The 25,344-nt window shown below is 63.7% G+C and carries 25 protein-coding genes; 23 read left to right on the forward strand and 2 right to left on the reverse strand.

Features of this window, described 5'->3' with window-relative positions:
* Positions 1-3 precede the first annotated feature (3 nt).
* Positions 4-489, reverse strand: coding sequence for a DUF3515 domain-containing protein (locus KAZ48_00395; GenBank protein MBP7971228.1), 486 nt, complete (start codon positions 487-489; stop codon positions 4-6).
* 4 nt (positions 490-493) lie between these two features.
* On the opposite strand from KAZ48_00395, the gene KAZ48_00400 reads away from it, so the two are divergent.
* Positions 494-1,504 carry a thiamine-phosphate kinase gene (locus tag KAZ48_00400; protein ID MBP7971229.1) on the forward strand — a complete coding sequence of 337 codons (1,011 nt, stop codon included), beginning with the start codon at positions 494-496 and terminating at the stop codon, positions 1,502-1,504.
* A 42-nt stretch (positions 1,505-1,546) separates the two neighbouring features.
* On the opposite strand, the gene KAZ48_00405 is transcribed toward KAZ48_00400, so the two are convergent.
* Complete coding sequence (locus KAZ48_00405) at positions 1,547-1,738, reverse strand: 50S ribosomal protein L28 (protein ID MBP7971230.1); 192 nt, start codon at positions 1,736-1,738, stop codon at positions 1,547-1,549.
* 316 nt (positions 1,739-2,054) lie between these two features.
* Here KAZ48_00405 and KAZ48_00410 point away from each other — a divergent pair, with 316 nt between their 5' ends.
* From KAZ48_00410 to rimM, 22 genes are all read left to right on the forward strand, one after another.
* The gene (locus KAZ48_00410) at positions 2,055-3,716 is read left to right on the forward strand and encodes a DAK2 domain-containing protein (GenBank protein MBP7971231.1); all 1,662 of its coding nucleotides are present in this window, start codon (positions 2,055-2,057) and stop codon (positions 3,714-3,716) included.
* Between the two features lie 45 nt (positions 3,717-3,761).
* Positions 3,762-6,005: an ATP-dependent DNA helicase RecG gene (gene recG, locus KAZ48_00415; protein MBP7971232.1), complete on the forward strand. Its 2,244-nt coding sequence runs from the start codon at positions 3,762-3,764 to the stop codon at positions 6,003-6,005.
* Between the two features lie 2 nt (positions 6,006-6,007).
* Positions 6,008-6,577: a 16S rRNA (guanine(966)-N(2))-methyltransferase RsmD gene (gene rsmD, locus KAZ48_00420; protein ID MBP7971233.1), complete on the forward strand. Its 570-nt coding sequence runs from the start codon at positions 6,008-6,010 to the stop codon at positions 6,575-6,577.
* 87 nt (positions 6,578-6,664) lie between these two features.
* A complete protein-coding gene (coaD, locus tag KAZ48_00425) occupies positions 6,665-7,150 on the forward strand; it encodes a pantetheine-phosphate adenylyltransferase (protein MBP7971234.1) in 486 nt (161 codons plus the stop codon).
* Positions 7,151-7,196: 46 nt separating this feature from the next.
* Positions 7,197-7,880 (forward strand): hypothetical protein, encoded by a 684-nt coding sequence (locus tag KAZ48_00430; protein ID MBP7971235.1) that lies wholly within the window; start codon positions 7,197-7,199, stop codon positions 7,878-7,880.
* A gap of 166 nt (positions 7,881-8,046) precedes the next feature.
* On the forward strand, positions 8,047-8,625 hold the full coding sequence (locus tag KAZ48_00435; protein MBP7971236.1) for a DUF177 domain-containing protein: 579 nt from the start codon (positions 8,047-8,049) through the stop codon (positions 8,623-8,625).
* Between the two features lie 3 nt (positions 8,626-8,628).
* The gene (rpmF, locus tag KAZ48_00440) at positions 8,629-8,805 is read left to right on the forward strand and encodes a 50S ribosomal protein L32 (protein ID MBP7971237.1); all 177 of its coding nucleotides are present in this window, start codon (positions 8,629-8,631) and stop codon (positions 8,803-8,805) included.
* A gap of 18 nt (positions 8,806-8,823) precedes the next feature.
* Positions 8,824-9,114, forward strand: a complete 291-nt coding sequence (locus tag KAZ48_00445; GenBank protein ID MBP7971238.1) for an acyl carrier protein — start codon at positions 8,824-8,826, stop codon at positions 9,112-9,114.
* Positions 9,090-9,833 carry a ribonuclease III gene (locus KAZ48_00450; GenBank protein MBP7971239.1) on the forward strand — a complete coding sequence of 248 codons (744 nt, stop codon included), beginning with the start codon at positions 9,090-9,092 and terminating at the stop codon, positions 9,831-9,833. The genes KAZ48_00445 and KAZ48_00450 overlap by 25 nt, the downstream gene beginning before the upstream one ends.
* Positions 9,817-10,710 carry a bifunctional DNA-formamidopyrimidine glycosylase/DNA-(apurinic or apyrimidinic site) lyase gene (mutM, locus tag KAZ48_00455; protein ID MBP7971240.1) on the forward strand — a complete coding sequence of 298 codons (894 nt, stop codon included), beginning with the start codon at positions 9,817-9,819 and terminating at the stop codon, positions 10,708-10,710. Before KAZ48_00450 ends, mutM begins: the two co-directional genes overlap by 17 nt.
* A 183-nt stretch (positions 10,711-10,893) precedes the next feature.
* Entirely contained in the window at positions 10,894-11,115 is a 222-nt protein-coding gene (locus KAZ48_00460) for a hypothetical protein (protein ID MBP7971241.1), read from the forward strand.
* A gap of 90 nt (positions 11,116-11,205) precedes the next feature.
* Positions 11,206-14,787, forward strand: a complete 3,582-nt coding sequence (gene smc / locus KAZ48_00465; GenBank protein MBP7971242.1) for a chromosome segregation protein SMC — start codon at positions 11,206-11,208, stop codon at positions 14,785-14,787.
* Between the two features lie 51 nt (positions 14,788-14,838).
* Positions 14,839-15,987, forward strand: coding sequence for a signal recognition particle-docking protein FtsY (ftsY, locus tag KAZ48_00470; protein MBP7971243.1), 1,149 nt, complete (start codon positions 14,839-14,841; stop codon positions 15,985-15,987).
* A 215-nt stretch (positions 15,988-16,202) separates the two neighbouring features.
* The gene (locus KAZ48_00475; GenBank protein ID MBP7971244.1) at positions 16,203-17,582 is read left to right on the forward strand and encodes an ammonium transporter; all 1,380 of its coding nucleotides are present in this window, start codon (positions 16,203-16,205) and stop codon (positions 17,580-17,582) included.
* The gene (locus KAZ48_00480; GenBank protein MBP7971245.1) at positions 17,579-17,917 is read left to right on the forward strand and encodes a P-II family nitrogen regulator; all 339 of its coding nucleotides are present in this window, start codon (positions 17,579-17,581) and stop codon (positions 17,915-17,917) included. The genes KAZ48_00475 and KAZ48_00480 overlap by 4 nt, the downstream gene beginning before the upstream one ends.
* Before the next feature lie 149 nt (positions 17,918-18,066).
* Positions 18,067-19,455, forward strand: coding sequence for an ammonium transporter (locus KAZ48_00485; protein MBP7971246.1), 1,389 nt, complete (start codon positions 18,067-18,069; stop codon positions 19,453-19,455).
* Complete coding sequence (locus tag KAZ48_00490; protein ID MBP7971247.1) at positions 19,455-19,793, forward strand: P-II family nitrogen regulator; 339 nt, start codon at positions 19,455-19,457, stop codon at positions 19,791-19,793. The genes KAZ48_00485 and KAZ48_00490 overlap by 1 nt, the downstream gene beginning before the upstream one ends.
* Before the next feature lie 3 nt (positions 19,794-19,796).
* Positions 19,797-22,103, forward strand: a complete 2,307-nt coding sequence (locus KAZ48_00495) for a [protein-PII] uridylyltransferase (protein ID MBP7971248.1) — start codon at positions 19,797-19,799, stop codon at positions 22,101-22,103.
* Positions 22,104-22,112: 9 nt separating this feature from the next.
* Positions 22,113-23,690, forward strand: coding sequence for a signal recognition particle protein (gene ffh, locus KAZ48_00500; protein ID MBP7971249.1), 1,578 nt, complete (start codon positions 22,113-22,115; stop codon positions 23,688-23,690).
* 143 nt (positions 23,691-23,833) lie between these two features.
* Positions 23,834-24,505 (forward strand): 30S ribosomal protein S16, encoded by a 672-nt coding sequence (rpsP, locus tag KAZ48_00505; GenBank protein MBP7971250.1) that lies wholly within the window; start codon positions 23,834-23,836, stop codon positions 24,503-24,505.
* A complete protein-coding gene (locus KAZ48_00510) occupies positions 24,505-24,747 on the forward strand; it encodes an RNA-binding protein (protein ID MBP7971251.1) in 243 nt (80 codons plus the stop codon). Before rpsP ends, KAZ48_00510 begins: the two co-directional genes overlap by 1 nt.
* Complete coding sequence (rimM, locus tag KAZ48_00515) at positions 24,731-25,339, forward strand: ribosome maturation factor RimM (protein MBP7971252.1); 609 nt, start codon at positions 24,731-24,733, stop codon at positions 25,337-25,339. The genes KAZ48_00510 and rimM overlap by 17 nt, the downstream gene beginning before the upstream one ends.
* The last annotated feature ends 5 nt before the right edge of the window (positions 25,340-25,344 follow it).

Genomic DNA, 25,344 nt, shown 5'->3' on the forward strand with positions numbered 1-25,344 from the left:
GTGCTACGAGGCTCCCGGATCCGACGCGGTCACGGCGGTCGCCAAATCGACGAGGGCGTTCGTCTCGGGTTGGTACTTGGCCGGGACTGACACCTCCACGTTGGCCATTCGGCCCGTCGTCGTGAATCGGTACCCGGCCGAGAGCTGTTCTGGATACCAATCGACACCGTTGATCGTGATCAACTCGCTCGTCGGAGTCAGACCCGCCGGTTGGTCCACACCGCATCGCAGCGTTATGGGTGGCGAGCCCCAGGCGGCAGTGGTGCTGATCTGAGGGTCTGTGGTTCGCCGTCGCTGGCCGTCTACCTCGGTCGGCAGTTGGCCCGACAACGCTGTGCAGACGTCCTGAATCTGGGGGGCGGTCGGAGCGGGCGCCGGCACTGCGACCGGTCGCGAGCACCCTGCGAGAACGAGTATCAATGCCGTCCCAAGCCCTAGGTGGACGCGACCAAGAGCGGCCCGGCCCATGATTGCCGACGGTCGGTACACAAGGATGAGCGTAGACGCGTGTGACATTGACAGGGGAGCAGCCGTGGATGAGGTAACACCCGATCAGTTGGTTGGTGACCTCGGCGAGCACCAGCTGATCGATGTATTGACGCGGCGACTGGAGCAGAACGAATCGGTGCTCGTCGGCCCCGGTGACGATGCCGCGGTCATTGCTACCCCCGATGCACGCTGCGTCGTGAGTACGGACTTGATGGTGGAAGGCAAGCATTTCAAGCGGGAGTGGTCTCGTGGGCACGACGTTGGCCGTCGACTGGCCGGCGCCAACCTCAGCGACATCTGCGCCATGGGTGCAGACCCGACTGCCTTGGTTGTTGGTCTCGTGCTCCCAGCGACGACGACGGTAGCTTGGGTGCTGGACTTCGCCGACGGCCTCGTCGTGGAGTGCCGAATGGTGAATGCCGCGGTGGTGGGTGGCGACCTTTCTGGTGGTGCCGCAATCACGGTGGCGGCAACGGCGCTAGGCGATCTTGGCGGCCGTGACGCGGTCCGTCGAGCTGGGGCCAAACCAGGAGATGTAGTTGCGCTGGCTGGCCGCGTTGGCTGGGCTGCTGCTGGATTATTCATCCTTGGCCGCGGATTCACTGCACCGAGGGCATTGGTCGCCGCCCACCGGTTCCCGGAACCGCCCTACGCGGCCGGGAAGGCGGCTGCGTTGGCGGGAGCGACATCAATGATCGATGTCAGCGATGGTTTGGTCGCCGACATCGGCCACCTTGCCCGCGCATCGGGGGCGGTGATGGCGGTCAGCACCGACTCGCTACCCGTTGATGCACCTGTCCAGGACGCCGCCTCAGCGTTCAACGCCGATCCGATGGACTGGATTCTAACCGGCGGAGACGACCACGGCCTCGTGGCAACATTCCCACCAGGCATCGTCATGCCGGAAGGATTCCGACCAATAGGAGTGGTGGAGGAGCTTGCGGGACGCTCACCGGAGGTTCGTGTTGACGGTGCGCAGTGGCAGAGTCCGGGCGGTTTTGACCACTTCAGCTAACGGGGGTCACTGACTGGTCGTTCGGTTGCGAAGTCGACGACGTCAGACGGCGCGGGTGACCTTGCCAGCCTTGAGGCAAGCAGTGCAGACGTTCAATCGCTTCGGTGCTCCACCAACTAGTGTGCGCACGCGCTGGATATTGGGGTTCCAGCGGCGCTTAGTGCGTCGGTGTGAGTGCGAGATGCTGTGGCCGAAGCCTGGGCCTTTGCCGCACACGTCGCAATTCGCAGCCACGGTTAACTCCTGTTGATCGTCTCATTGCCGTTGATCCAACGGCAATCACAGTTACGGGGCGTACGGCCGCGCCAAATCCGATGCGACCGTGCCTTGGGTTGTCTACTCAGTCGTTCTGGGCTTGCTAGTCACTCTGTGCTTACTTGTCGTTCTGGGCTTGCTTGTTCTCAGTCCTACTTGTGGGCAGGGTGAAACCCACGCTCCTGTCAAAGCGTACCCGAGGGGTGCAAGATGCAGGCAGTCAGGCGTCTGATCGGACTAGGCTGCTGGGACTGATGAGAACGCGCCCGCACGAGCAAGGCTGGACGGAGACGGTATGAGCGAGTCACTGGACGCCTCGGTAATCCGATCGTGGGCTTTGAAGTCACTCGAGGGTCTGGGCGAAACCCGTGCGGAAATCGACGGACTCAACGTTTTCCCGGTCCCTGACGGTGACACCGGCACGAACCTGTTCCTCACGATGGAGTCGGCCTTTCAAGCGGTAGAAGTAGTCATGCCGGAGGCTGTTGTTGCCGGAGCTGCCCTGCCACCAGCGGGTGCGGTCATGAAAGCGTTTGCCCAGGGAGCGCTGCTCGGTGCCCGGGGTAATTCCGGCGTCATCACCAGCCAGCTTCTGCGTGGGTTTTCCGATGTCGTCAATGGGGCGGTCAACGGCACACCCTTGCAGGCCAGTGGGCTCGTTGAGGCGCTCACGTTGGCGTCCGAGCTTGCCTACGGAGCGGTTGGCGAACCTCGCGAGGGCACGGTGTTGACGGTATCCAGAGTTGCTGCCGAGTCGGCCAGCGCGGCCTTGGCGGACGATCCGAGCGCAGGTCTGACGGCAGTTGCGGCCGCAGCCGTGGATGGTGCACAGATTGCCCTCGATGACACGCCAAATCTGCTGCCAGTACTCAAAGAGGCCGGTGTCGTGGACTCCGGGGGACGCGGATTGGTCGTCATTCTGGACGCATTGCTGGAGGCGATCACCGGCGAGCATCGGGCGCGCCAAGAGTACGCGCGCGCTGACGCGTCAATGACCATGGAAGCTCACACGGTGACCTATGGAGGCCCTGGTTACGAGGTCATGTACCTGCTCGAGAGTCGGGACTCAGCGGTACCGGCGCTGCGAACTCAGCTCGGCGCGCTCGGGGACTCCCTGGTCGTCGTCGGCGGTGACGACCTGTGGAACGTGCATGTGCACGTCGACGATGTCGGCGCGGCCATTGAGGCAGGTATCGAGGCCGGTCGGCCGTACCGGATCAAGGTCACCCACCTTGAGCAAGCCGAAGCGATTTTGCGGTCTGGCCGAGGAGAGTCCGTGGCGGACTCAACGCGACACGGTCGGGGTCTGATCGCGGTCGCGCACGGACCAGGAGTGAAGCAACTGCTGTTGGAAAACGCCGTCACCGTCGTTGACGCACTGCCCGGTCGTCGGCCATCGACGGCCGAGTTGCTCGATGGAGTCGCCCGATCTGGTGCCCGTGAGGTGGTGCTGTTGCCCAGCGATGGTGACACTCGGACTGTCGCGGAGGCCGCAGCGGAGCAAGCGCGCGAAGATGGTCTGCGAGTCGCCGTCATTCCCACGCGGTCCATCGTTCAGACGCTGGCCGCCGTGGCCGTGCATGATCAGGGCGCACACTTCGATGATGCAATCGTCTCGATGGGACGTGCGGCGGCCGCCACCCGCTACGGAGCCGTGACCGTTGCCGTGAAGGATGCGGTCACCACTGCCGGGACCTGCCACGTGGACGACGTTTTGGGTCTGGTCGACGGCGACATTGTCGAGATCGAGGATTCGCTGATCAGCGCCGCCGATCGGGTCATCGAGCGCATGCTCGCCAGTGGCGGCGAGCTGATCACCGTGGTGTCTGGCCAGGATGCCGACGCGAAGCTCGTCGCGTCGGTCGTCGCCACCGCGGAGCGGGTCAATCCGGACGTTGAGGTTGAGGTTATCGAGGGTCGCCAGCCGCTATGGCCGCTGATCCTCGGCGTCGAGTAGGTGGCGTTACACCCCGATCGGCAACCCTTGGGTAAGGATGAGCCGGTGACCGGTTCAGGCGTGCAACTGTCGACGCCACTACGTGACTGCGTCGGAGGCAGAACGGCCAAGGCGCTGGAAACTGGCTTCGGGATGACAACGGTTCGGGACCTGTTGCTGCACGCGCCCAGGCGCTACGTCGAACGCGGTCAACTCAGCGATCTGTCATCTCTGCACGAGGGTGATGAAGTGACCGTCGTGGCCGAAGTTCGGTCCGCGAGAGTCAAGCCGATGCGTGGCGGTCGCAACCAGATGCTGGAAGTCATCGTGACCGACGGGACAGCAGAGTTGAGTCTGACGTTCTTCCGACAGGCCTGGCGGGCCAAGGATTTGAGCCCCGGTCGGCGTGGGCTCTTCGCCGGGAAGGTGAATCGGTTCAACCGACGCCTGCAGCTGACACACCCCGACTATCTGATTTTGTCGGAGGACGACGCGGCCGCCGCTGGCATCGCTGCTGCGCGAGACTTTGCCGGCTCGCTCATTCCGGTCTACCCAGCAACAGGATCGATGAAGACGTGGAAGATCTCCAACGCCGTGACGATCGCCCTCGACCAGGTCGTGTGGGAACTCGAACCGGACCCGCTTGGGCAGAAACTTCGGGAGCGACACGGCTTGGTCGACGCTGCTTGCGCATTCGAAGGCATCCATCGGCCCAAGGACATGGCCGATGTGCGCGCGGGTCAACGACGGTTGCGATGGGAGGAGGCCCTCGCGCTGCAAACTGTGCTGGCGGTCCGTCGATCGCAGTGGCGGGCACAGCCAGCTGTCGCGCGATCAGGTGGTGAGGGCGCCCTGGTGGCGGCGCTCGACGATCGATTGCCATTTGAGCTAACTGCGGGTCAGCGCGAGGTGAGCAAGGAGATCATGGGGGAGTTGGCATCAGTACACCCGATGCATCGACTCCTCCAAGGGGAGGTGGGTTCCGGGAAGACGATCGTGGCGCTGCGTGCGATGCTCGCGGTGGTGGAGTCCGGTGGCCAAGCGGCGTTACTCGCCCCCACAGAGGTGCTCGCGAGCCAGCACTACCGATCAATCACCACCGTGCTCGGCCCGATTGCTGCCCGGGGGATGTTAGGCGGTGACCAGGCAGGTACCGAGGTCGTCCTCGTCACCGGATCACAGCCGACGGCGGCCCGCCGTGGCGCGCTGCTCAAAGCCGCCAGCGGCGAGGCGGGAATCGTCATCGGAACGCACGCGCTGCTGGAAGACCGCGTCGTCTTCGCAGATCTTGGTCTGGTAGTGGTCGATGAGCAACACAGGTTCGGCGTGGAACAGCGTGCGGCTCTGACGGGCAAATCCATCGACGGTTTACGTCCCCATGTGCTGGTCATGACGGCAACGCCGATCCCGCGCACAGTTGCGATGACGGTCTTTGGTGACCTTGAGACCTCGACGTTGCGCGAGTTGCCGGCCGGACGCACGCCCATTGCTACGCATGTCGTGCCTGTTCGAGAGAAGCCCGGGTACCTGACTCGGACCTGGGAGCGAATCCGCGAGGAGGTCGCCCGAGGCCGACAGGCGTACGTGGTCTGCCCGAGAATCGGCTCCGCGGAGGATTCCGATGAGGGGCTGGAGCCGATGGTGGACGTCGGTGGGGACGGTGATTCACCGCCAGCCGCGGTGGTGACCGCCAGCGTTGAGGAGACGTTGGAACAACTATCCCGCGGGCCGCTGGCTGGCCTTCGGCTTTCCGCGCTGCACGGCCGAATGTCCGGAGAGGACAAGGACCTGACGATGCGCCGGTTCTCCGGCGATCCCACCGCCGCTGACGGGCTCGATGTACTGGTCTCGACGACCGTGATCGAGGTCGGAGTCGACGTTGCCAATGCGACGGTCATGGTCATCATGGACGCCGACCGGTTCGGTGTCTCTCAACTGCATCAACTCCGGGGCCGGGTAGGCCGCGGGTCAGAACCAGGCTTGTGCCTGCTCGTGACCTCCACAGAAGCCGATTCCGCTGCACGGCAGCGACTGGAGGCCGTGTCGGCCACGACTGACGGTTTCGAATTATCCGTACTGGACCTGCAGAATCGGCGGGAAGGCGATGTCTTGGGCGCCGAACAGTCTGGGCGCAAATCGTCCCTGCGCAGCTTGTCGCTTCTGCGCGACGAGCTGATCATCGCCGACGCGAGGCTAGAGGCGGTCTCAATCGTTGAGGCCGACCCGCAGTTGACCAAGACGCCGGCCTTGCGTGACCTCGCGGCGCAGATCGTCGGGCCGGATGCGGTGGACTGGTTGGATCGGTCGTAAGGATGCCAAGGATCATCTCCGGCTCGGCTGGAGGCCGCCGTCTACTCGTTCCCAAGCATGGGACGAGGCCCACTTCCGATCGGGTGCGGGAGTCGCTGTTCTCTTCGCTTGATCACCGACTCGGGGGTTGGCAGGGCCTGCGAGTGCTCGACTTGTTCGCCGGCTCGGGTGCGCTGGGCCTGGAGGCGTTGTCGCGGGGTGCTGCCCACGCAACTCTGGTCGATTCTGCCCGCGACGCGGTTCGGCTATGCCGAGAGAACGTCGGGAAGACCGGGCTGCCGGCTGATGTCGTGAGTTCCGATGTGACGCGTTACGTCACCCGGCCGGGCGATTCACGGTTTGACGTGGTCTTCGCTGATCCGCCCTACGACCTGCCCGCCAAGGTACTGGAGAGCGTGCTGATCAACCTGGCCACAAACGGCTGGTTAGCCAGCGACGCCACCTTGATCCTTGAGCGCGATGCTGCCGATTCCCAGATCACCTGGCCACCGGGCTTCAGCCAGGTGGCCGAGCGCCGGATGGGCGACACGATGGTGAGATTCGCCCATTGGACCGATCTCGATGGGAATTAGTGAACAATAGGCTCACAGGCGGTCCGGCCAAGCCGGGCGACGTCCGGCAAAACGACCGAAGTGAGCGATCGAACGGAGTGCCGCCAGGTGCGCAAAGCAGTGTGTCCCGGGTCTTTCGATCCGGTGACCTTCGGTCATCTGGACATCGTCAGTCGAGCGGCATCGCTGTTCGACGAGGTCACAGTCGCGGTTCTCATCAACAAGCGGAAGGCGAGCTTGTTCACCGTCGACGAGCGGATCGAGATGCTCAAAGAGGCCACGGCCGATCACGAGAACGTCGTGGTCGATGCCTTTCACGGGCTGTTGGTTGACTTCTGCCGCGAAAAGCAGATCTCCGCGATCGTCAAGGGCCTACGGGCAGTCAGCGACTTCGACTACGAACTGCAGATGGCGCAAATGAATAACCGATTGACCGGCGTGGAGACGCTCTTTGTTTCCACCAACCCGCTTTACAGTTACTTGTCCTCTTCCCTGGTCAAGGACGTCGCCACGTATGGCGGCGACGTCACCGGTCTCGTCCCGGACGCGGTACTCGAACAGATGAACGTGAAGTTGGCCGAGCGCGGTCAATAGCGACTAGTGACCGACGATCCTCCACCGGATCGTCAGGAAGGCAGACATGGACATTCACGATCGCCTTGATGACATTGCCAGCTTGCTGGAAACGGCACGCGCGGTGCCACTGTCAACGTCTTGCGTGGTCCCACGGCATGAGGCACTGGACCTGATCGAGGACGCTCGCGCCGCCTTGCCCGATGCCATCGTGGAAGCGGACGACATTCTCGCCGAGCGTGAGGACCTGCTTGAGGAGGCCCAACGCGAGGCTGGCGAGACTCTTCACGGCGCCCACGCCGAGGCGACTCAGTTGGTGACGGCGGCCCAACAAGACGCCGACCGCATCGTCGACAACGCCCGCTCCGACGCCGATGAGTTCCTTGACCGTGCGCGCGCTGAGGGTCGGCGGATGATTGACGAGCAAGAAGTCCTGATCATCGCCCAGCAGGAGGCGGCCTCGCTCATCGAGGACGCCGAACTGCGGGCGAGGGCTATCGTTGAGGACGCTGCCCAAGAGGCGGAGGCGCTGGCAGCCCAGGCTCGCGAACAGACATCCGCCGAACGACTGCAGACCGACGAGTTCGTCGATGGAAAGCTCGCGGACCTCGAGGAGTCGCTCGCGACCTCGCTATCGGCGGTCCGTCGCGGACGCGACCGCGTCCATGCTCGGCGCGCGGCTTTTGATCCCGTCGACTTGCGTTCGTCGAACGAGGACCCAGCCATGATTTTCGATCAGGTCTTCGAATGAGCTCGCGCTAGCGACGCGGGCGTCACCCGTAGCGGCTACTTGCCCGCTACCCGATCGGCGAATCCGCACGTGGCCGCGAGGGTGCGTACCGGATTTGTCGGGCTGCTAGCCTTAGACCACGTCCTCTTTCATGGATTGATCCATCCACACTGCCGCGGGAGCCATTGTGTCAGCCCTCGACGGTCGCGCACCGTTCGTTCTTGATGTCCGAGAACTAGGTCGTCGCGCCGGCGCGATGCTGACTTTGGCGATCACGCAACCGGCACCGGCGGATCTGCACAATCCCATGATCGGGGTTCCCGAGGGATCCGATGTTGCCATGAACCTGATGGCCGAGTCGGTGATCGAAGGGGTGCTCATCACGGGCACCGTCGAGGTGACGATCGCTGGCTCATGCAGCCGGTGCTTGGAACCGGTGACCGATTCACTTGAGGTCGACATACAGGAACTATTCCGGTACGCCGACCTCGACGACGGCAACGAAGACGACGACAACGAACTGCCGACGCTCGACGACGATTTGATCAACATCGAGCCGACGCTTCGCGACGCGGTTGTGTTAGCACTACCGCTCGCACCGGTGTGTAGCGAGGAATGCCAGGGTCTGTGTCCCGACTGCGGGATCCGCTTGGCTGACGAACCTGGGCACCAGCACGAACAGCTCGACCCACGGTGGGCCGCGCTCACTGGGCTGTTGACCGAGACCAACAGCGGCGAGAGCCGCGAAGAAGATGTGAAGGACTGAGCAGTGGCTGTCCCCAAGCGCAAGATGTCGCGAAGCAACACCCGTTCCAGGCGATCGCAGTGGAAGGGCAAGCTGCCGCAGATCAACAAGACCGTCCGCAACGGACGCACCGAGTACTCGGTGTCGCACCGGGTCGATTCAGACGGCCGTTACAACAATCGCCAGGTCCTCGAGGACTAATCGACCGTTCGAGTCGTTATGGCGCAATCAGCTGAGCCGCAGGATCATGCTCCGGTCATTCCATCCTCGATGGACGTGACCTGTCGAGCGCTCGCGCACGTCTTGGACATTTCGCCAACCAACCTGCGCGCTGACACTCCGCTAGCCGACATCGGCGCGGACTCGGTGGCGGTCATCGTCTTCGCCGACGTTGCGCTCGGGTTTGGCGCCTATCCCGGTGCGCCCAGGATTCGCGTCGACAATGACGCCCTGCGAGTCGCGGCATCGGTCGGCGATCTTGCTGACTGTCTTACGGTCAGCCAACCGTGAAGACCGATAGCGGGCCGCTCGCGCAGATCATCGGCGTGGCACTGTCTCCGGCGTTGCTCAGCTTGGCGCTGACTCACCGATCGTTCGCCTACGAGAATGGCGGGATCGCCACCAACGAACGGTTGGAGTTCCTCGGCGACTCGGTGCTGGGCCTGGTTGTCACCGACACGCTCTACCGGGATTTTCCAGAACTTCCTGAGGGTCAACTGGCGAAGATGCGGGCCTCCATCGTCAACTCCAAGTCGCTTGCTCAGGTTGCCCGGACAGTTGGCCTCGGCGAGTACATCCGGTTGGGCCGAGGTGAGCTGGGAACCGGTGGAGCGGACAAATCCTCAATCCTGGCCGACACGCTTGAGGCGGTCATCGGCGCCGTTTATATGGAATGTGGTCTGGAGGAAGTCAGAGCCCTCCTGCACCGGCTATTCGATCCGGTAATCGAGCGCGCCGCTGGTCTCGGCGCTGGCCTCGATTGGAAGACCAGCCTGCAGGAGTTATCGGCCACCTGCGGCCTGGGGGTGCCCGAATATATGGTGACCGATTCGGGACCCGATCACAGCAAGAGATTCGCAGCGCACGTGAGGCTTGGTGACACCGACTACCCATCACGTCCAGGAGGGTCAAAGAAGGAGGCCGAGCAGCGCGCTGCGGAGGCAGCCTGGAAGCACATCGACCGTGCCCGAGGCGGTCACGCGGCGGACACGGATGCCAGAACTTCCTGAGGTCGAGGTTGTTCGGCGAGGGGTCGACGATTGGACTACCTCGCGGCGGATCGAGACGGTTTCGGTCCATCATCCGCGGGCGGTCCGCCGACATCTGGCGGGGCCGCAGGACTTTGTCGGCCGATTAACGGGCGCATTGGTGCGTGGAACGGGCCGCCGTGGCAAGTACATGTGGCTTGACCTGGACTCCGGGGATCTGCTGGTGGTTCACCTGGGGATGAGCGGCCAGTTGCGCATTGTCGCGCCGGGCACCATCGCCGACCCGCACCTGCGTGTGCGGATAGGTTTCGCCGACGGCCGCGACGAGCTGCATTTCATCGATCAACGAACCTTTGGCGCTCTCTTCCTCGACCAGCCCGTCGGCCCCGACGGGGTGCCCTCCCGAATTGCCCACATCGCTCGGGACCCGTTCGATCCGCTCTTCGATGCCAGCGAAGTCACGCGACGAATCAGGTTGAGTTCGAGTCCGATCAAGGCGCTCCTGCTTGACCAGAACATCGTGGCAGGCGTCGGCAACATCTATGCGGACGAGGCTCTGTGGCGCTCCAAGATCAACTGGGAGCGACCCGGCCGAAGTCTGCCAACTGCCAGGGTCAAGCATTTGTTGGCTAACGCCGCGCAGGTGATGACCGAGGCGCTTGAGGTCGGCGGGACGTCCTTCGACGCCTTGTACGTGAACATCAATGGCACTAGTGGCTACTTCAGTCGCAGTCTGGTTGCCTACGGGCAGGCGGGGATGCCGTGCCCGCGGTGCGGGACGGTGATCATTCGGGAGAGGTTCGCGAACAGGTCGTCCTTCCGCTGCCCACGGTGCCAACGGCGTTCACGGCGACCGGTGACGGGCGGAGGCAGGGCGGCGAGCAGCGTCGGCGATTGAGCCGGACCAGGTCAGCGATCCTCACCTGACGTCGACGCGATGATCGTCACGTCGTGTTGTGCTTGACGCTCTGCGGGGGGACTGTCACCCTGAGGTTCAGGTCAGAACACTCACTGGCGTCGTCAAGGTTGTCGAGATGGCCGGGTGTTTCCAATTGTCGTCATTTGGTCTCAAGGGAGAGTCATGGCTAAGGCCCTGCTGGGTCACGTCGGAAGCGACCACCTGTTGCGCGGCGAGGTGCTGAGCTTGCGCGCGCGTGTTCGCCAACTAGAGGCGGAAATCGACCAACTGCGCTGCGAACTGGCCGCCCAGTCGGTCGCCTTAAATTCAGTCGTCGATGTCAAAGACGCCGACCTGCATGCCGAGCTCGCTGGTCTCGATCACGCCACGCCTGCACTGGCCTAACCAACAGATAGTCGATTCGCGGTTACGCTGGGGTCTCTTCCCCGCATTATCCGTCGATGGCGCGCGCCATCATGATCGGCTGGAGTGGGCTTGCATCTCAAGAGCCTGACCATCAAGGGTTTCAAATCCTTCGCGTCAGCAACCACGCTGGACTTCGAACCGGGAATCACCTGCGTGGTGGGCCCGAACGGTTCAGGCAAGTCCAACGTTGTGGATGCCATCGCCTGGGTCATGGGAGAGCAGGGAGCCAAGTCTCTGCGTGGCGGCAAGATGGACGACGTCATCTTCGCCGGCACCTCCGGTCGTGCGCCACTCGGGCGAGCCGAGGTTATCCTCACGATCGACAACAGCGACGGCGCTCTGCCGATCGACTACACCGAAGTGACCATTGCCCGCACCTTGTTCCGAACCGGCGGATCTGAGTACGCGATCAACGCCACGCCCTGCCGCCTGCTCGACGTGCAGGAGTTGCTGTCGGATTCAGGTATTGGCCGCGAGATGCATGTCATCGTCGGCCAAGGTCGGCTCGATTCGATTCTGCACGCCACTGCGGAGGATCGCCGCGGCTTCATCGAGGAGGCAGCCGGGGTTCTCAAACATCGCAAGCGCAAGGAGAAGGCGCTACGCAAGCTTGACGCGATGTCGGCGAATCTGACCAGGCTGCAAGACTTGACGGGAGAGCTCCGCCGTCAACTCAAACCCCTCGGACGCCAGGCTGAAGTGGCCCGCCGGGCGCAGGTCATTCAGTCCGATGTCCGGGACGCTCGGTTGCGCCTTTTGGCCGACGACCTGCTCCTGCTCCAAGGGGCGCTGCAGCAAGAGGAAGCCGACGAGGCGATGTTGCGTGAGCGGCGCGACTCGCTGGAGAAGCAGCTCAATGACGCCCGTGATCGGGAGTCATTGGTCGAGGCCGCAGTCAACGATGAGGCACCGCAACTGCAACGTGTGAACGACGTTCATCTGCGGTTGACGGCTCTTCGTGAGAGGTTCGCCGGGTTGATCAGCCTGGCCAGCGAGCGAGCCAAACACCTCGACGAGGTGGAGCTGGAGCGGGGTGGGTCTGACCCCGACGAGTTGGATCGGCAGGCAGATTCGCTCGCCGCCGATGCGCAGACGTTGGCCTCGCAGATCGCGACACTCGAAGGTGCCCTGACCGAACGAGTGACCGAATCCAGCGCCGCCGACGACGAACTTGCCACGGCTACCGCCCTGGTTACCGAGCTCGAGGCCGCGCGGGCGAAGCGGCGCGAGACCCACGCGCGCTTGGAGGGTGACCTGCGAACGGCCACCTCCGTGGTGACTGCGCGCGAGGCCGAACTTGATGGACTAACCGAACAGTTGGCGCAATCCGAGCGACGCCTCGTCCCGCTTCGCAACGAGGTCGATCGGCTGACCACGTCCACGCAGCCTGAGCAAGCCTTGGTCGCTCCAGTTCAGCGCCGCCACGATGAGGCGGTCGCCGAGAGGAACGTTGCCCACGCCGCTGTGGAAGCGGCTCGGGATGAGTTCCAGCGCGCTTCTCGCGATCACGCAGGAGTCTGCGCGCGGATTGAAGCGCTGACGATGAGCCTCAAACAGGGCGGGCCGCAGTCGCTCGACGATGCCCCGGTTCGGCTGCTCGGACTGGTCTCAGACGCCCTCCGGATCGATAGCGGCTGGGAGACTGCGGTCGAGGCTGCGCTTGCGTGGACAACGGATGCTCAAGCACTGGCAGTCGCCGACATCGCGGACGCGGTCGCCACCCTGCGCCACATCCGGAACGGCTCGAACGGGCGCGCCACGCTGGTTATCGCCAACGAAGACCCTACACGCGAGTTCGCCGGTAAGGCGCCGCTGTCCGAAGGCACTTGGGCGGCGACTGCTATCTCTGCTGCTCACGCCGACGGAGCCGCCCGGGTGGCAGCGGCTGTGCAGCGGCTCCTGGGTAACGTCGTGTTGGTCGATGATCTGGAGGCTGCGGCACGGGTTGTCGCTCGCGAATCCGGTGTGGTGGCCGCAACCCGCGGCGGTGACATCTTGTCCCCCACGGCTGCGTCCGGTGGCGACGCCGCCGCCGGTCGGCTGCTGCTGATTGGCGAGGTGCAGTCCGCCGAGGCCAAGGCACATGGCCTGTCTGTCGGATTGCCTGTGCTGGAACGGAAGTTGACGCAGGCGACCGAAGCTTTTGAAGACGCCCGCGGCCAGGTCAAAGCAGTTGCCCAAGAGGTTGCCGCAGTCTCGGCCGAGGCGAGCGCACAGGCCTCGGAACTGACAGTTGCCAACTCACGATTGGCAAGTGCAACCGAAGAGGCCGACCGCCTATCTGCAGCTGAGCAGCGTGCCCGGTTGGCCATCCATGCCGAAGTGCAGGCAGTTGAACTGGCTCGGCAGCGACTCATCGACCATGAGCAGTCGCAGTCGCAATCTGAGCAGGTGACCCTGGACGGTTTGCCGAATCTCGATGAACTCAGAGAGACTGTGGTCCTGCGACGCCAGCAGGAGATGGACGCGCGGCTTGCCGTGCGCACGGCGCAGGAGCGCAAGGCAGCGATCGAGGCACGGGAACGGGATCTGCGAACCAGCGCCCACGCCGAGCGGGAAGCATCGCAGCGAGCGATCGAGGCCCGCGCACAGCGCGTCGCCCGCGCCAAGACAGCCGTTCGAGTGCTGGACGTCGCCCGCGCGGGTGCCGGTCTTGTTGAGCAGGCGTTGTCGCAATCGGCGGTGCGCCGCCTGGCCGGGGAGCAAGCGAGCCAGGAGCGCACCCAGGAGTTGGCGGGGCTCAGATCGACAATTCGGGAGTTGGCCGGTCACATTGCCGAACTGACCAGCGATGTCCACCGCGACGAGATCGCCCGTGCCGAGCAGCGACTGCGGGTGGAGCAGTTGGAAGCCAAGGCGCTGGAGGAGCATGGTGTTGGCTTAGCGGAATTGATTGCCGAATACGGCCCGGAAGTGCCGGTACCGCCGTCAGCAGCTGCGCCGGGCGACGAGGTCGATCCGGAAGAACCCGAACCTCAGCCCTACCCGTTTGTGCGTTCCGAGCAGGAGAAGCGGCTGCGGCTCGCGGAGAGGTCCATGGCGTTACTCGGTCGGGTGAATCCATTGGCGCTTGAGGAGTTCGCTGCCATGGAGGAGCGCCATGTGTTCCTCACCACCCAACTCGAGGATCTCAAGCAAAGCCGCAGGGACTTGCTCGACATCGTCGCCGAGGTCGATGAGCGGGTTCAGCAAGTCTTCGCAGAGGCTTTTGCCGACGTAACCAGAGAGTTCAGTGAGGTGTTCGAGCGCTTGTTCCCAGGTGGCGAAGGCCGCCTGGTCTTGACCGAGCCGGATGATCTGTTGGCGACCGGAGTGGAAGTTGAAGCACGACCGGCGGGCAAGCGGGTCAAGCGCCTGTCGCTGCTTTCCGGCGGTGAGAGGTCACTGACCGCGGTCGCGTTCCTGGTTGCACTGTTCAAGGCCCGACCTAGCCCGTTCTATCTACTCGACGAGGTCGAAGCTGCGCTCGACGATGTCAACCTCGGTCGCCTCATCGGACTGCTAGCTGAGTTGCGCGACACCAGCCAGCTGCTGGTGATCACTCACCAGAAACGGACGATGGAGATCGCCGACGCCCTTTACGGAGTCACCATGCGTGAGGGTGTGACGCAGGTAATCAGTCAGCGGATGCGGGAGCTGACTCCCGCGTAGTTCCGCACGACAACAACATGGTGGAACACTGTCCTCGTGGACTCCATCGTGCTGTACATCATTATCGGCGTTGTCATCCTGCTGTTCCTCGCGGTTGCCGTCGTTGGACTTGTTCGCGGCCGTGGCAAGCAAGGACCTCCCAAAGGCCTGACCGGTGGGGGAGCGTCCACCGATGAGGTGCAGACAGGCGTCCAAGTGCCCGCGCCGCGCGGCGTTGAACCGGAGACTCCGGACACCGGTGAGGCCGCCGCCGGGGTTGGTCTGCTTGAGCGACCAGAGGCAGCAGCGGGTCGGTTGGCGCGGCTGCGGGCGCGGCTGGCCGGCAGCAGCAAACTCGGCCAGGGGCTGCTCGCCCTGCTCTCGCGTGGACAGTTGGACGCCGACACTTGGGATGAGATCGAAGAGACGCTGCTGATGTCCGATCTCGGCATTGGGCCAACGACCGAACTCATGGAGCGCCTTCGGACGGAAGTGAAAGTCCAGGGCACCCGCGACCCGGTCGAGATCAAAGCGATCCTGCGGGCCGAACTCCTCCGACTCATCGACCCGCAGATGGACCGATCGCTCGCTGACAAACGAAACATGGTCCTCGACGTTCCCGCCGTCATGCTGATCGTGGGGGTCAACGGGACGGGCAAGACGACTACCACTGGAAAGCTTGCCCGACTGCTCGTGGCCAGCGATGAGGACGTGGTCTTGGGCGCGGCCGACACCTTCCGGGCGGCTGCTGCCGAGCAACTGACGACGTGGGGTCAGCGCGTAGGTGTGCCGGTGGTTCGCGGACCAGAGGGCGGGGATCCCGCATCCGTCGCATTCGAGGCAGTCACCGCGGGAATCGAGAGTGAGTCCGACGTGGTGCTGATCGACACTGCAGGCCGGCTCCATACCAAAGTCGGCCTCATGGACGAGCTCGGAAAGGTCAAGCGAGTCATCGAGAAGCAAGCGCCGGTAACCGAGGTGCTGCTGGTGCTGGACGCGACAACTGGTCAGAACGGCCTGACTCAGGCCAGGGTCTTCGGTGAAGTGGTCAACGTGACCGGTGTCGTGCTCACCAAGCTCGACGGCACCGCCAAGGGCGGCATCGTGATCGCCGTGCAACGTGAACTCGGCGTTCCGGTCAAACTCGTGGGCCTGGGCGAAGGTCCCGACGACCTGGCTGCGTTTGAGCCAGAGGTGTTCGTCGACGCCATGCTTGGCTGAGTCGCGCCTGTGCACACCACAGTGGGCAACCGCGCCGGACAAGCAATTCTGAACGCCCGACACATCGTCGTAACACGGCCGAGGCGACTGCAACGCCGGTGAAACAACTCCCTTCATAACGTCACTTGCCGGAAATGCCGCCGGTGACTTTGCGAAACAGCCTTTCCGCAGAGTTGCCGCTGTCAACCCGGATAGATTCTGAAAGGAGTTGGGAGATGCCGGAAATTAGTGCCGGTGATACAGCTTGGGTCCTGACGAGTGCTGCACTCGTCCTACTGATGACCCCAGCACTCGCGTTCTTCTATGGCGGCATGGTTCGCATGAAGAGCGTTCTGAACATGATGATGATGAGCTTCGGTGCGCTCGCCCTCATCGCCGTGATGTGGGCGTTGTGGGGCTATTCAATGGCGTTCGGCAACGATGTCGGCGGCAAAGGCTTGGTGGGCGACCCGTTCCAGTACTTCGGGCTCAAGGGCCTGATGAACCAGGCGATTCTGCAAGGCACCACGGACGCGGGGGAGATAATTCCGGGAACCGGAATCCCAACCTTCGCCTTCGTCGCGTTCCAGGCAGTGTTCGCCATCATCACGGTTGCGCTCATTTCCGGTGCGATCGCCGACCGCGCCAAGTTCGGTGCCTGGATGGTCTTCGCCGGGGTCTGGGCGACAGTGGTCTACTTCCCGGTCGCTCACTGGGTGTTCGCATTTGACGACGTCACCGGCACCGGTGGTGGTTGGATCGCCAACAAGCTCGGGGCGATCGACTTTGCCGGTGGTACAGCGGTTCACATCAACGCAGGTGCTGCCGGCCTCGTCCTCGCACTCATCCTTGGCAAGCGGATCGGCTTCGGAAAGACTCCGTTCCGTCCACACAACGTGCCATTCGTGATGCTCGGCGCCGGTCTGCTGTGGTTCGGTTGGTTCGGTTTCAACGCCGGATCCGCAATTGCCGCCAACGGCACCGCCTCGATCGCCTGGGTGAACACGCTGGTGGCAACAGGTGCTGCCGCACTTGCGTGGATCCTCGTTGAGAAGATCCGCGACGGACACAGCACCTCGTTTGGTGCCGCGTCCGGTGTGGTGGCTGGACTGGTCGCAATCACGCCAGCTTGTTCATCGGTGAACACCCTCGGTGCGATCGCCGTCGGCGTTGCCGCTGGCGTCCTGTGCGCCCTGGCTGTCGGACTGAAGTACCGCTTCGGTTACGACGATTCGCTCGATGTCGTCGGTGTCCACCTCGTCGGTGGTCTGACCGGCACACTGCTCATCGGGCTGGTTGCCACAGACGAGGCGCCAGCAGGTGTGAGTGGGCTGTTCTACGGTGGCGGCTTCGATCAGCTGTGGCGGCAGGCAGTCGCTGCCGGTGCGGTCCTTGCCTTCAGCATGATCGCCACCTTCATCATCGGAATGGCCATTCACAAGACGATGGGCTTCCGGATCAGTGCTGACGATGAGCAGGCCGGTGTGGACATCACGACCCACGCCGAGACCGCGTATGAGCTCAACGACGCAACCTTCGGGGGCAGCTTCGCCAAGAGCCCGGGTGGCGTAGCAGTAGGCGCGACTTCCGATTCGAAAGAAGGTGCATCAGCATGAAGTTGGTAACCGCAGTCATCAAGCCGTTCAAGCTCGATGATGTCAAGAACGCTCTGGAGGCCTATGGCATCCACGGTCTGACGGTGTCGGAGGCCAGCGGCTACGGCCGCCAGCGTGGGCACACCGAGGTCTACCGGGGGGCGGAGTACACCGTCGACCTGGTTCCCAAGGTGCGAGTCGAGGTGCTGGTCGATGACAGCGACGCCGACAGCGTCGCCGACGTGATCATCAAGAGTGCTCACACCGGGCGTATCGGTGACGGGAAAGTCTGGCTCATCCCAGTCGATTCCGTAGCCAGGGTGCGCACGGGCGAGCGCGGTCACGACGCCCTGTAGTCCCCGGGTCGCCTGAGTTGTCCGCAGGCGTTCCCGCCGGGTGACAAGGCCGCCAGATCCACCCTCTCCCGTTCGGTGGATCTGGCGGCCGAGTCACTTCGTGTAACACGGACGTAACAATGGACACACTCACGTAATCCACTCCCGCGATGCTGCCCCGACGTTTCTTTGAGTTGGGAGAGCTCGTGGGGAACTTGCTAGCTAGTGCAACTGTCAGTCCAGGGGATACCGCGTGGGTGCTCATCAGCGCCGCACTGGTCTTGCTGATGACACCGGGACTGGCCCTCTTTTACGGGGGCATGGTTCGGTCCAAGAACGTGCTGAACATGATCATGATGAGCTTCCTTTGCATGGGGCTCATCACCGTCATCTGGGTGATCTACGGCTACTCCGTGACGTTCGGTTCGGACCAAGTCGATGGATTGATCGGTGGCTTTGAGTACATCGGACTGAAGGGGACGCTCGATGCAGTGGTGGGGCCGGAAGGATCGCAGATCCCGCTACTGGCGGTCGCCGTTTTTCAACTCACATTCGCCATCATCACCGCAGCGTTGCTGTCAGGTGCGGTCGCCGATCGCGTCAAGTTCAGCGGCTGGACAATCTTCATCGGCTTGTGGGCGACCGTCGTGTACTTCCCAATCGCCCACTGGGCGTTCTTCTTCGATGGAGGCAGCGGCGGTTGGATCGCCGATCGGCTCCAGGCCCTGGACTTTGCCGGTGGAACAGCCGTCGAGATCAACTCCGGTTTCTCCGCGTTGGCGCTCGCCCTCGTGGTCGGTAAACGCATCGGTTGGCGTCGTGAACCCATGCGCCCGCACAACCTCCCGCTCGTACTCCTCGGGGCAGGACTGCTCTGGTTCGGCTGGTTCGGGTTCAACGCGGGGTCGGCGCTGATGTCCGGCCAACTGACCGCGACGGTCTTCATGAACACGCAGATCTCGACCGCGACGGCCGCATTGGCCTGGGTCGCTGTCGAGCAATTCCGTGACGGTCGACCCACCACGCTCGGGGTCGCGTCCGGTGCCGTGGCTGGTGCCGTTGCCATCACCCCCGCCTGTGGTTACGTCAACCCGATGGGTGCGATGCTCATCGGTCTGCTCGGTGGAGCTATCTGCTCGCTGGCCGTCGGTCTCAAGTATCGGTTTGGGTACGACGATTCCCTTGACGTCGTTGGTGTTCACGGCGTCGGCGGATTGGTGGGAATGATCAGTATCGGCTTGGTCGCCACCACCACCGCGAACGCGGCCGGAGGCGACGGGCTACTGATGGGTGGTGGCTTCGGTCTGCTAGGCAAGCAACTTGTCGCATCCTCGGTCACATTGGTCTACGCATTCGTCGTTACCGGCGTGCTGGCGTTTCTGGTCGAGAAGACGGTCGGTCTGCGCGTCTCGACCGACGATGAACGCGTCGGCCTTGACGTCACCCAACACGCCGAAAGTGCGTATGACTTCGCCGGCGCCTCGGGCGGGGTGTTTGCTGGCACCGGACATCACGGATTGACAGATCCACAATCGCGCACAAGGGAAGGGGACAACTGATGAAGCTAGTCACAGCGGTCATCAAGCCGTTCAAGCTTGAGGACGTCAAACTGGCGCTTGAGGCCGAGGGCGTCGAAGGTTTGACCGTGTCGGAGGCAAGCGGACATGGCCGCCAGCGCGGCCACACCGAGGTGTACCGCGGCGCGGAGTACACCGTCGATTTGGTGCCGAAGGTTCGGGTCGAGGTTCTGTGCGCCGATGAAGACGCAGACCGCGTTCTCGACGCCGTGGTATCGGGCGCCAACACCGGTCAGATCGGTGACGGGAAAGTCTGGATCACGCCGGTGGAGCAGGTCATTCGGGTCCGCACGGGTCAACGCGGCGACGAAGCGTTGTAAGTCATGGAATATGCGATTGCTCGCAAGGAGTTGCTGGAGCGGCCCGGTCGAACCGGACCGGCATCCCGCAAAGCTCTGGTCGGCCTTACCGATGACTGGCTGCGAAGCATTTTCGCTCAGTCAGGCGCGGCGGAGGCCGGTTGCGCGCTAGTCGCAGTCGGCGGGCTCGGTCGCGGACACCTGGCTCCCGGCAGTGACCTGGATCTACTGCTCCTGCATCCGGCCGGAGCGCAGGTGGGGGAGATCGCGGAGCGGATTTGGTACCCCGTTTGGGACGGTGGCGTCCGCCTGGACCACAGTGTCCGTACCCCCGCCGAGGCGCGTCGACTGGCGGGCAAGGACATCAAGGTGGTCCTGGGGTTACTCGACGCTCGCACGGTGGTCGGCGACGACGAACTGACAGCGACCCTGCGGTCTGCGGTCTTGGAAGACTGGCGAGCGCTGGCTCCTCGGCGACTGGAGGAGTTGCACGGCGCAGTCCTGGGTAGGGCTCAACGCAACGGCGACCTGGCCCACTTGTTGGAGCCGGACCTCAAGGAATCCTACGGCGGTTTGCGCGATGTCACCGTGCTGCGCGCAATCGCTGCCTCCTGGATCGTCGATACCGAGGCACGTTCCCTCGATGCTCCCGTCACGGCGTTGCTCGATGCCCGAGATGCCCTTCATCAGGTGACGGGCCGAGCCAACGACCGCCTGACCCTGCAGGAGCAGGGACCGGTTGCCAACCTCCTGGGAGACCAGGACTCCGATGTTCTGCTTCGTCGTGTCTCGGCCGCAGGCCGGTCAATCGCCTATGCCTGTGACGTCGCGTGGCATCGCGTCGACCGAGTCACGAGTAAGCGTCGCATCAACCCGATTCGAAGGCTCCGGGGCGGACGTCCAGAACGTGCGCCGCTGGCCGACGGCGTCGTGGTGCAAGACGGCGAGGCGGTTCTGGCTGTGGATGCGCGTCCGGACAGGGACCCGGTCCTGATGTTGCGCACGGCGGCCGCAGCTGCGCAGGCAGGCTTGCGTTTGAGTAATCACGCCGTGGAACGACTGGCGACAGAGTCCGCTCCGATGCCCTCACCATGGCCCGTCGCCGCCCGTGACTCGCTCGTTTCGCTCATCGGCGCAGGTCGGTCCGCGCTGCCGGTGTGGGAAGCCCTCGACCAAGCGGATCTCATCACCAGGCTGATTCCGGAGTGGGAGGTCGTGCGAAGTGCTCCTCAACGCAACCCGGTTCACCGGTTCACAGTCGACCGGCACTTGGTCGAGACGGCCGCGAACGCCTCGTCACTGACCCGACGAGTCTCTCGACCCGACCTGCTGTTGGTCGGTGCTTTGCTACACGACATCGGCAAGGGCCAGCCGGGTGACCACACCGACGTGGGCGTTGGGATCGTTGAGCAGTTGGCTCCCCGACTTGGGTTCAACGAGCAGGACAGCGCGATCCTGGTGTCGCTAGTGGCCAACCACCTGTTGCTGCCCGACACCGCGACGCGACGGGATCTGTCCGACCCGACAACGGCCCAGACAGTTGCCGACGCTGTTGGTTCCATCGGAGTCCTCGACTTGCTCGATGCATTGACCAGAGCTGACGCAGCCGCAACGGGTCCAGCCGCATGGAGTCAGTGGAAGGCTGGGCTGGTCGACGAGTTGGTGGCCCGCACACGTGCGGTTCTGGCGGGCTCGCCCGTACCTGAACCACCCGTTCTGACCGAAGCTCAACACGAGCTTGGCCGCTCGGAAGGGGTGCGGGTGGCGTCGGAGCAATCCAGTGGCGCCTGGGAAGTGACCGTGGCAGCGGACGACCGGGTCGGACTACTTGGCACAGTCGCCGGGGTGATGGCGCTGCATCGACTCGCTGTGCGCTCAGCGCGCACCGAGACGGTTGGTCAACGTGCCGTTACCGTCTGGACGGTTCAGCCGGAGTTCGGTGATCCACCCACCGTCGAGCAGCTGCGCGCGGACGTCCGACTGGCACTCGACGGTCGCCTCGATGTCGCTGGGAAGCTCCGTGAGCGTGCGGCGGCTTACGCTCGCACTAAAACCGACAACCCGGCACCCCCAGTCATCGAGCTCTTTCCGGAGGCTTCGTCTCGATCCGTTGTGATGGAGGTGCGCGCACACGATGCACCAGGCCTGTTGCACACGATCGGCTCGGCGATCGCGTCAACCGGGGTCGACATCGCCGCAGCACAGGTCGCCACCTTGGGCTCGGACGTGGTTGACGTCTTCTACCTCGGTGTGGGCGGGGGACAGCCAAGCGACGCGCATATCCAGCGGGTCAGCCAAGCGGTGCTGTCGGCGTTGGAGTCGGCGGGATAGCGTGGAGCCGTGTTCAACACGCTCTCTGATCGCCTCAGTGCGACATTCAAGAATCTCCGCGGCAAGGGACGTCTGTCCGAAGCCGACGTAGATGCAGCCGTGCGGGAGATCCGCACTGCCCTGCTGGAGGCAGACGTATCGCTTCCCGTGGTGCGGGGTTTCTGCGCGAGGGTTAAAGAGCGCGCACTGGGTTCAGAGGTTTCCGGCGCGCTCAACCCGGCCCAGCAGGTCGTCAAGATCGTTCACGATGAACTCGTTGCGGTGCTTGGCGGAGAGACGCGCCGTCTGCGCTTCGCCAAACACCCACCGACGGTCATCATGCTCGTTGGCCTGCAGGGCGCCGGAAAGACGACCCTCGCAGGCAAGCTCGCCAAGTGGCTTGACGGCCAAGATCACCGCACTTTGCTCGTCGCAGCGGACCTGCAGCGGCCCAACGCGGTCGACCAGTTGACGGTGGTGGCCGAGCGCGCAGGCGTGGGAATCTTCGCTCCCGAACCGGGCAACGGCGTCGGGGACCCAGTTGCCGTGGCCCAGGCGAGCATCGTGCATGCCCGCGATCAGGCCTACGACGTGGTGATCGTCGACACGGCCGGACGGCTCGCTATCGATGCGCAGATGATGGGTCAGGCCCGATCAATCCGCGATGCCGTGGAGCCGAACGAAATCCTCTTTGTCGTTGACGCGATGATCGGCCAGGACGCCGTCAACACAGCAGTCGCTTTCGAGGAAGGCGTGGGCTTCGACGGGGTTGTCCTCACCAAACTCGACGGTGACGCGCGTGGCGGCGCTGCGTTGTCGGTCCGAGAGGTGACCGGTCGGCCGGTGATGTTCGCATCAACCGGTGAGGGTCTCGGCGACTTCGAGCAATTCCACCCGGATCGGATGGCAAACCGCATCCTCGATATGGGTGACATGCTCACGCTGATCGAGCAGGCAGAGAAAGCATTCGATGCCGACGAGGCGGCTCGCATCGCCGGCAAGGTGGCCTCCGGGGACGACTTCACCCTTGAGGACTTCCTGCAGCAGATGCAGGCGATGAAGAAGATGGGGTCCCTGGGAAAGCTGATGGGAATGCTGCCCGGGATGGGCGACATTCGCAAGCAGCTTGAGAGCGTCGATGATCGCGACATTGATCGCATTGCCGCGATCATCCAGTCGATGACACCAGCTGAGCGAAACAACTCGAAGATCATTGACGGCTCTCGCCGGGCGAGGATCGCCCGGGGCTCTGGTGTCGCCGTCAGCGAGGTGAACAACCTGCTGACCCGGTTTGTTGAGGCCCAGAAGATGATGCGCCAGATGGGCAAGGGTGGCGGCATGCCGGGCCTGCCCGGAATGCCTGGGGCCGCTGGGAAGAAGTCCCGCGGACGGACGGCTCCCCCGCCGAAGAAGAAGAAGGGTCGCAGCGGAAATCCCGCCAAACGAGCTCAGCAGGAGGCCGAAGGTCCCGCGCAACCGACCGCCCCGGCGGTCCAGGGCAGCGGCCTGATGGCCGGTGGGGGAGCGGTTCCCGAGGCCGATCCCGCCGCCGTCGCCGAGTTGCCGGAGGAGTTCCAGAAGATGCTCGGGGGATTCGGTAAGAGCTAGCTTGCGGGCCTCTGGCACAATAGGCACGTCGAACTGGGTTCATTCGGCCCTCTCACCGAAATGGACCCGATCACGCACCAGCCACCGCGACCCCACTCGCGTTCCCGGCAAAGTGCAAACCAACGCAGGAGATACCCAAACTCGTGGCTGTCAAAATCAAGCTCAAGCGGCTCGGCAAGATCCGCAACCCGCAATACCGAATCGTCATCGCCGACGCGCGCAACAAGCGCGACGGTCGAGCGATCGAAGAGATCGGCCTGTATCACCCCAAGGAAGAGCCCTCGCTGATCAAGGTCGACTCTGATCGAGCGCAGTACTGGTTGTCCGTCGGTGCTCAGCCGACCGAGGCAGTTCGCGCGATTCTCACGGTCACCGGCGATTGGCAGAAGTTCAAGGGCCTGCCAGGTGCGGAAGGCACGCTTCGCGTGGCCGAAGCCAAGGCCGACAAGCTCACAGCGTTCGCGGCTGCGGTTCAGGATGGCGAGAAGGCCAAGAGCGAGCCCAAGCCGAAGCTGAAGAAGGTCGCGGAAAAGACTGACCAAGCTCCCGACGAGGTTGCTGAGAAGACCGAGACTGCTGAGAAGACCGAGACTGTGGAGACCGAAGCTCCTGCCAAGACCGAAGCTGCCGCCGAGACTGTGGCCGAGAAGGTCGAAGAAGCTGTGGAGACTGCGGTCGAAAAGGTAGAGGATGCTGCCGAGGCCGTCGGCGAGAAGGTCAAAGAGGTTGTTGAGAAGGTCGAGGACGCCGTCAAGAAGGACGCTCCCGAGGCAACTGACGCGCCCGACGAGGCCGACGCAACCAAGGAGGCCTAGTGCTTACCGACGCGCTTGAGCATTTGGTTCGCGGCATCGTCGAGCACCCCGATGACGTGGATGTCAGCAAGGGTAACGGTCGTGGTCGCGGCACCTTCATCGACGTGCGGGTGCACCCCGACGACATGGGCCGCGTCATTGGTCGATCGGGTCGAACGGCGACCGCCTTGCGCACCGTGATTGGTGCGTTGGACCGTCGCGGCCCCGTTCGAATCGACTTCGTGGATGTCGACGGCCGGTAGCCCACCACCAACTCCCCAGCCAGGCTCATCGGAGCACTTCGACTGGGTAGTGGTGGGAAAGATCGGGCGCGCGCAAGGAATCCGCGGAGACGTCGGCGTCGGACCGCGGACGGATTCACCGGAGGAGCGCTTCGCCACGGGAACGGTCCTGCGCGCTGGCCAGCCAGCAATCGCAGATCTGACGGTGGCCAATCACCGGTGGCATTCCGGCCGGCTGATCGTGCACTTCGAAGGTATTGACGATCGGACTGCGGCGGAAGCAATTCGGGGGTCGCTCCTGGAAGCCCTGATCGATACCAGCGCCACACCCGCGGATCCTGACGAGTACTACGACCGTCAGTTGGTCGGTCTGTCGGCGGTCACAATTTCCGGTGAGCAACTGGGGATTGTCACGGAGGTGGTCCACCTCCCGAGCCAGGACTTGTTGGCGATCACCGCTGCGGACACCGGTCAACTGCTCGTACCCTTCCTCGCTCACATGGTGCCGAATGTGGATTTGGTCGCTGGCGTCGTGACAGTCGATCCGCCGACTGGGTTGATCGAGAGTCAGGCTCCAAACGCGCCCGCATCGACCGACGATTTGCTGGCGTAGTTGGC

It is taken from the genome of Candidatus Nanopelagicales bacterium (assembly GCA_018003655.1).
Classification (GTDB): Bacteria; Actinomycetota; Actinomycetes; order S36-B12; family UBA10799; genus JAGNDY01.

Bases quoted from the DNA above. Each gene is read 5' to 3' on its own strand.
- KAZ48_00400 (MBP7971229.1), top strand. From the start codon at position 494: ATGAGCGTAGACGCGTGTGACATTGACAGGGGAGCAGCCGTGGATGAG.
- KAZ48_00410 (MBP7971231.1), top strand. From the start codon at position 2,055: ATGAGCGAGTCACTGGACGCCTCGGTAATCCGATCGTGGGCTTTGAAG.
- rsmD (MBP7971233.1), top strand. From the start codon at position 6,008: ATGCCAAGGATCATCTCCGGCTCGGCTGGAGGCCGCCGTCTACTCGTT.
- KAZ48_00430 (MBP7971235.1), top strand. From the start codon at position 7,197: ATGGACATTCACGATCGCCTTGATGACATTGCCAGCTTGCTGGAAACG.
- KAZ48_00445 (MBP7971238.1), top strand. From the start codon at position 8,824: ATGGCGCAATCAGCTGAGCCGCAGGATCATGCTCCGGTCATTCCATCC.
- mutM (MBP7971240.1), top strand. From the start codon at position 9,817: ATGCCAGAACTTCCTGAGGTCGAGGTTGTTCGGCGAGGGGTCGACGAT.
- KAZ48_00460 (MBP7971241.1), top strand. From the start codon at position 10,894: ATGGCTAAGGCCCTGCTGGGTCACGTCGGAAGCGACCACCTGTTGCGC.
- KAZ48_00475 (MBP7971244.1), top strand. From the start codon at position 16,203: ATGCCGGAAATTAGTGCCGGTGATACAGCTTGGGTCCTGACGAGTGCT.
- KAZ48_00480 (MBP7971245.1), top strand. From the start codon at position 17,579: ATGAAGTTGGTAACCGCAGTCATCAAGCCGTTCAAGCTCGATGATGTC.
- KAZ48_00485 (MBP7971246.1), top strand. From the start codon at position 18,067: ATGCTGCCCCGACGTTTCTTTGAGTTGGGAGAGCTCGTGGGGAACTTG.
- KAZ48_00490 (MBP7971247.1), top strand. From the start codon at position 19,455: ATGAAGCTAGTCACAGCGGTCATCAAGCCGTTCAAGCTTGAGGACGTC.
- KAZ48_00495 (MBP7971248.1), top strand. From the start codon at position 19,797: ATGGAATATGCGATTGCTCGCAAGGAGTTGCTGGAGCGGCCCGGTCGA.
- rimM (MBP7971252.1), top strand. From the start codon at position 24,731: ATGTCGACGGCCGGTAGCCCACCACCAACTCCCCAGCCAGGCTCATCG.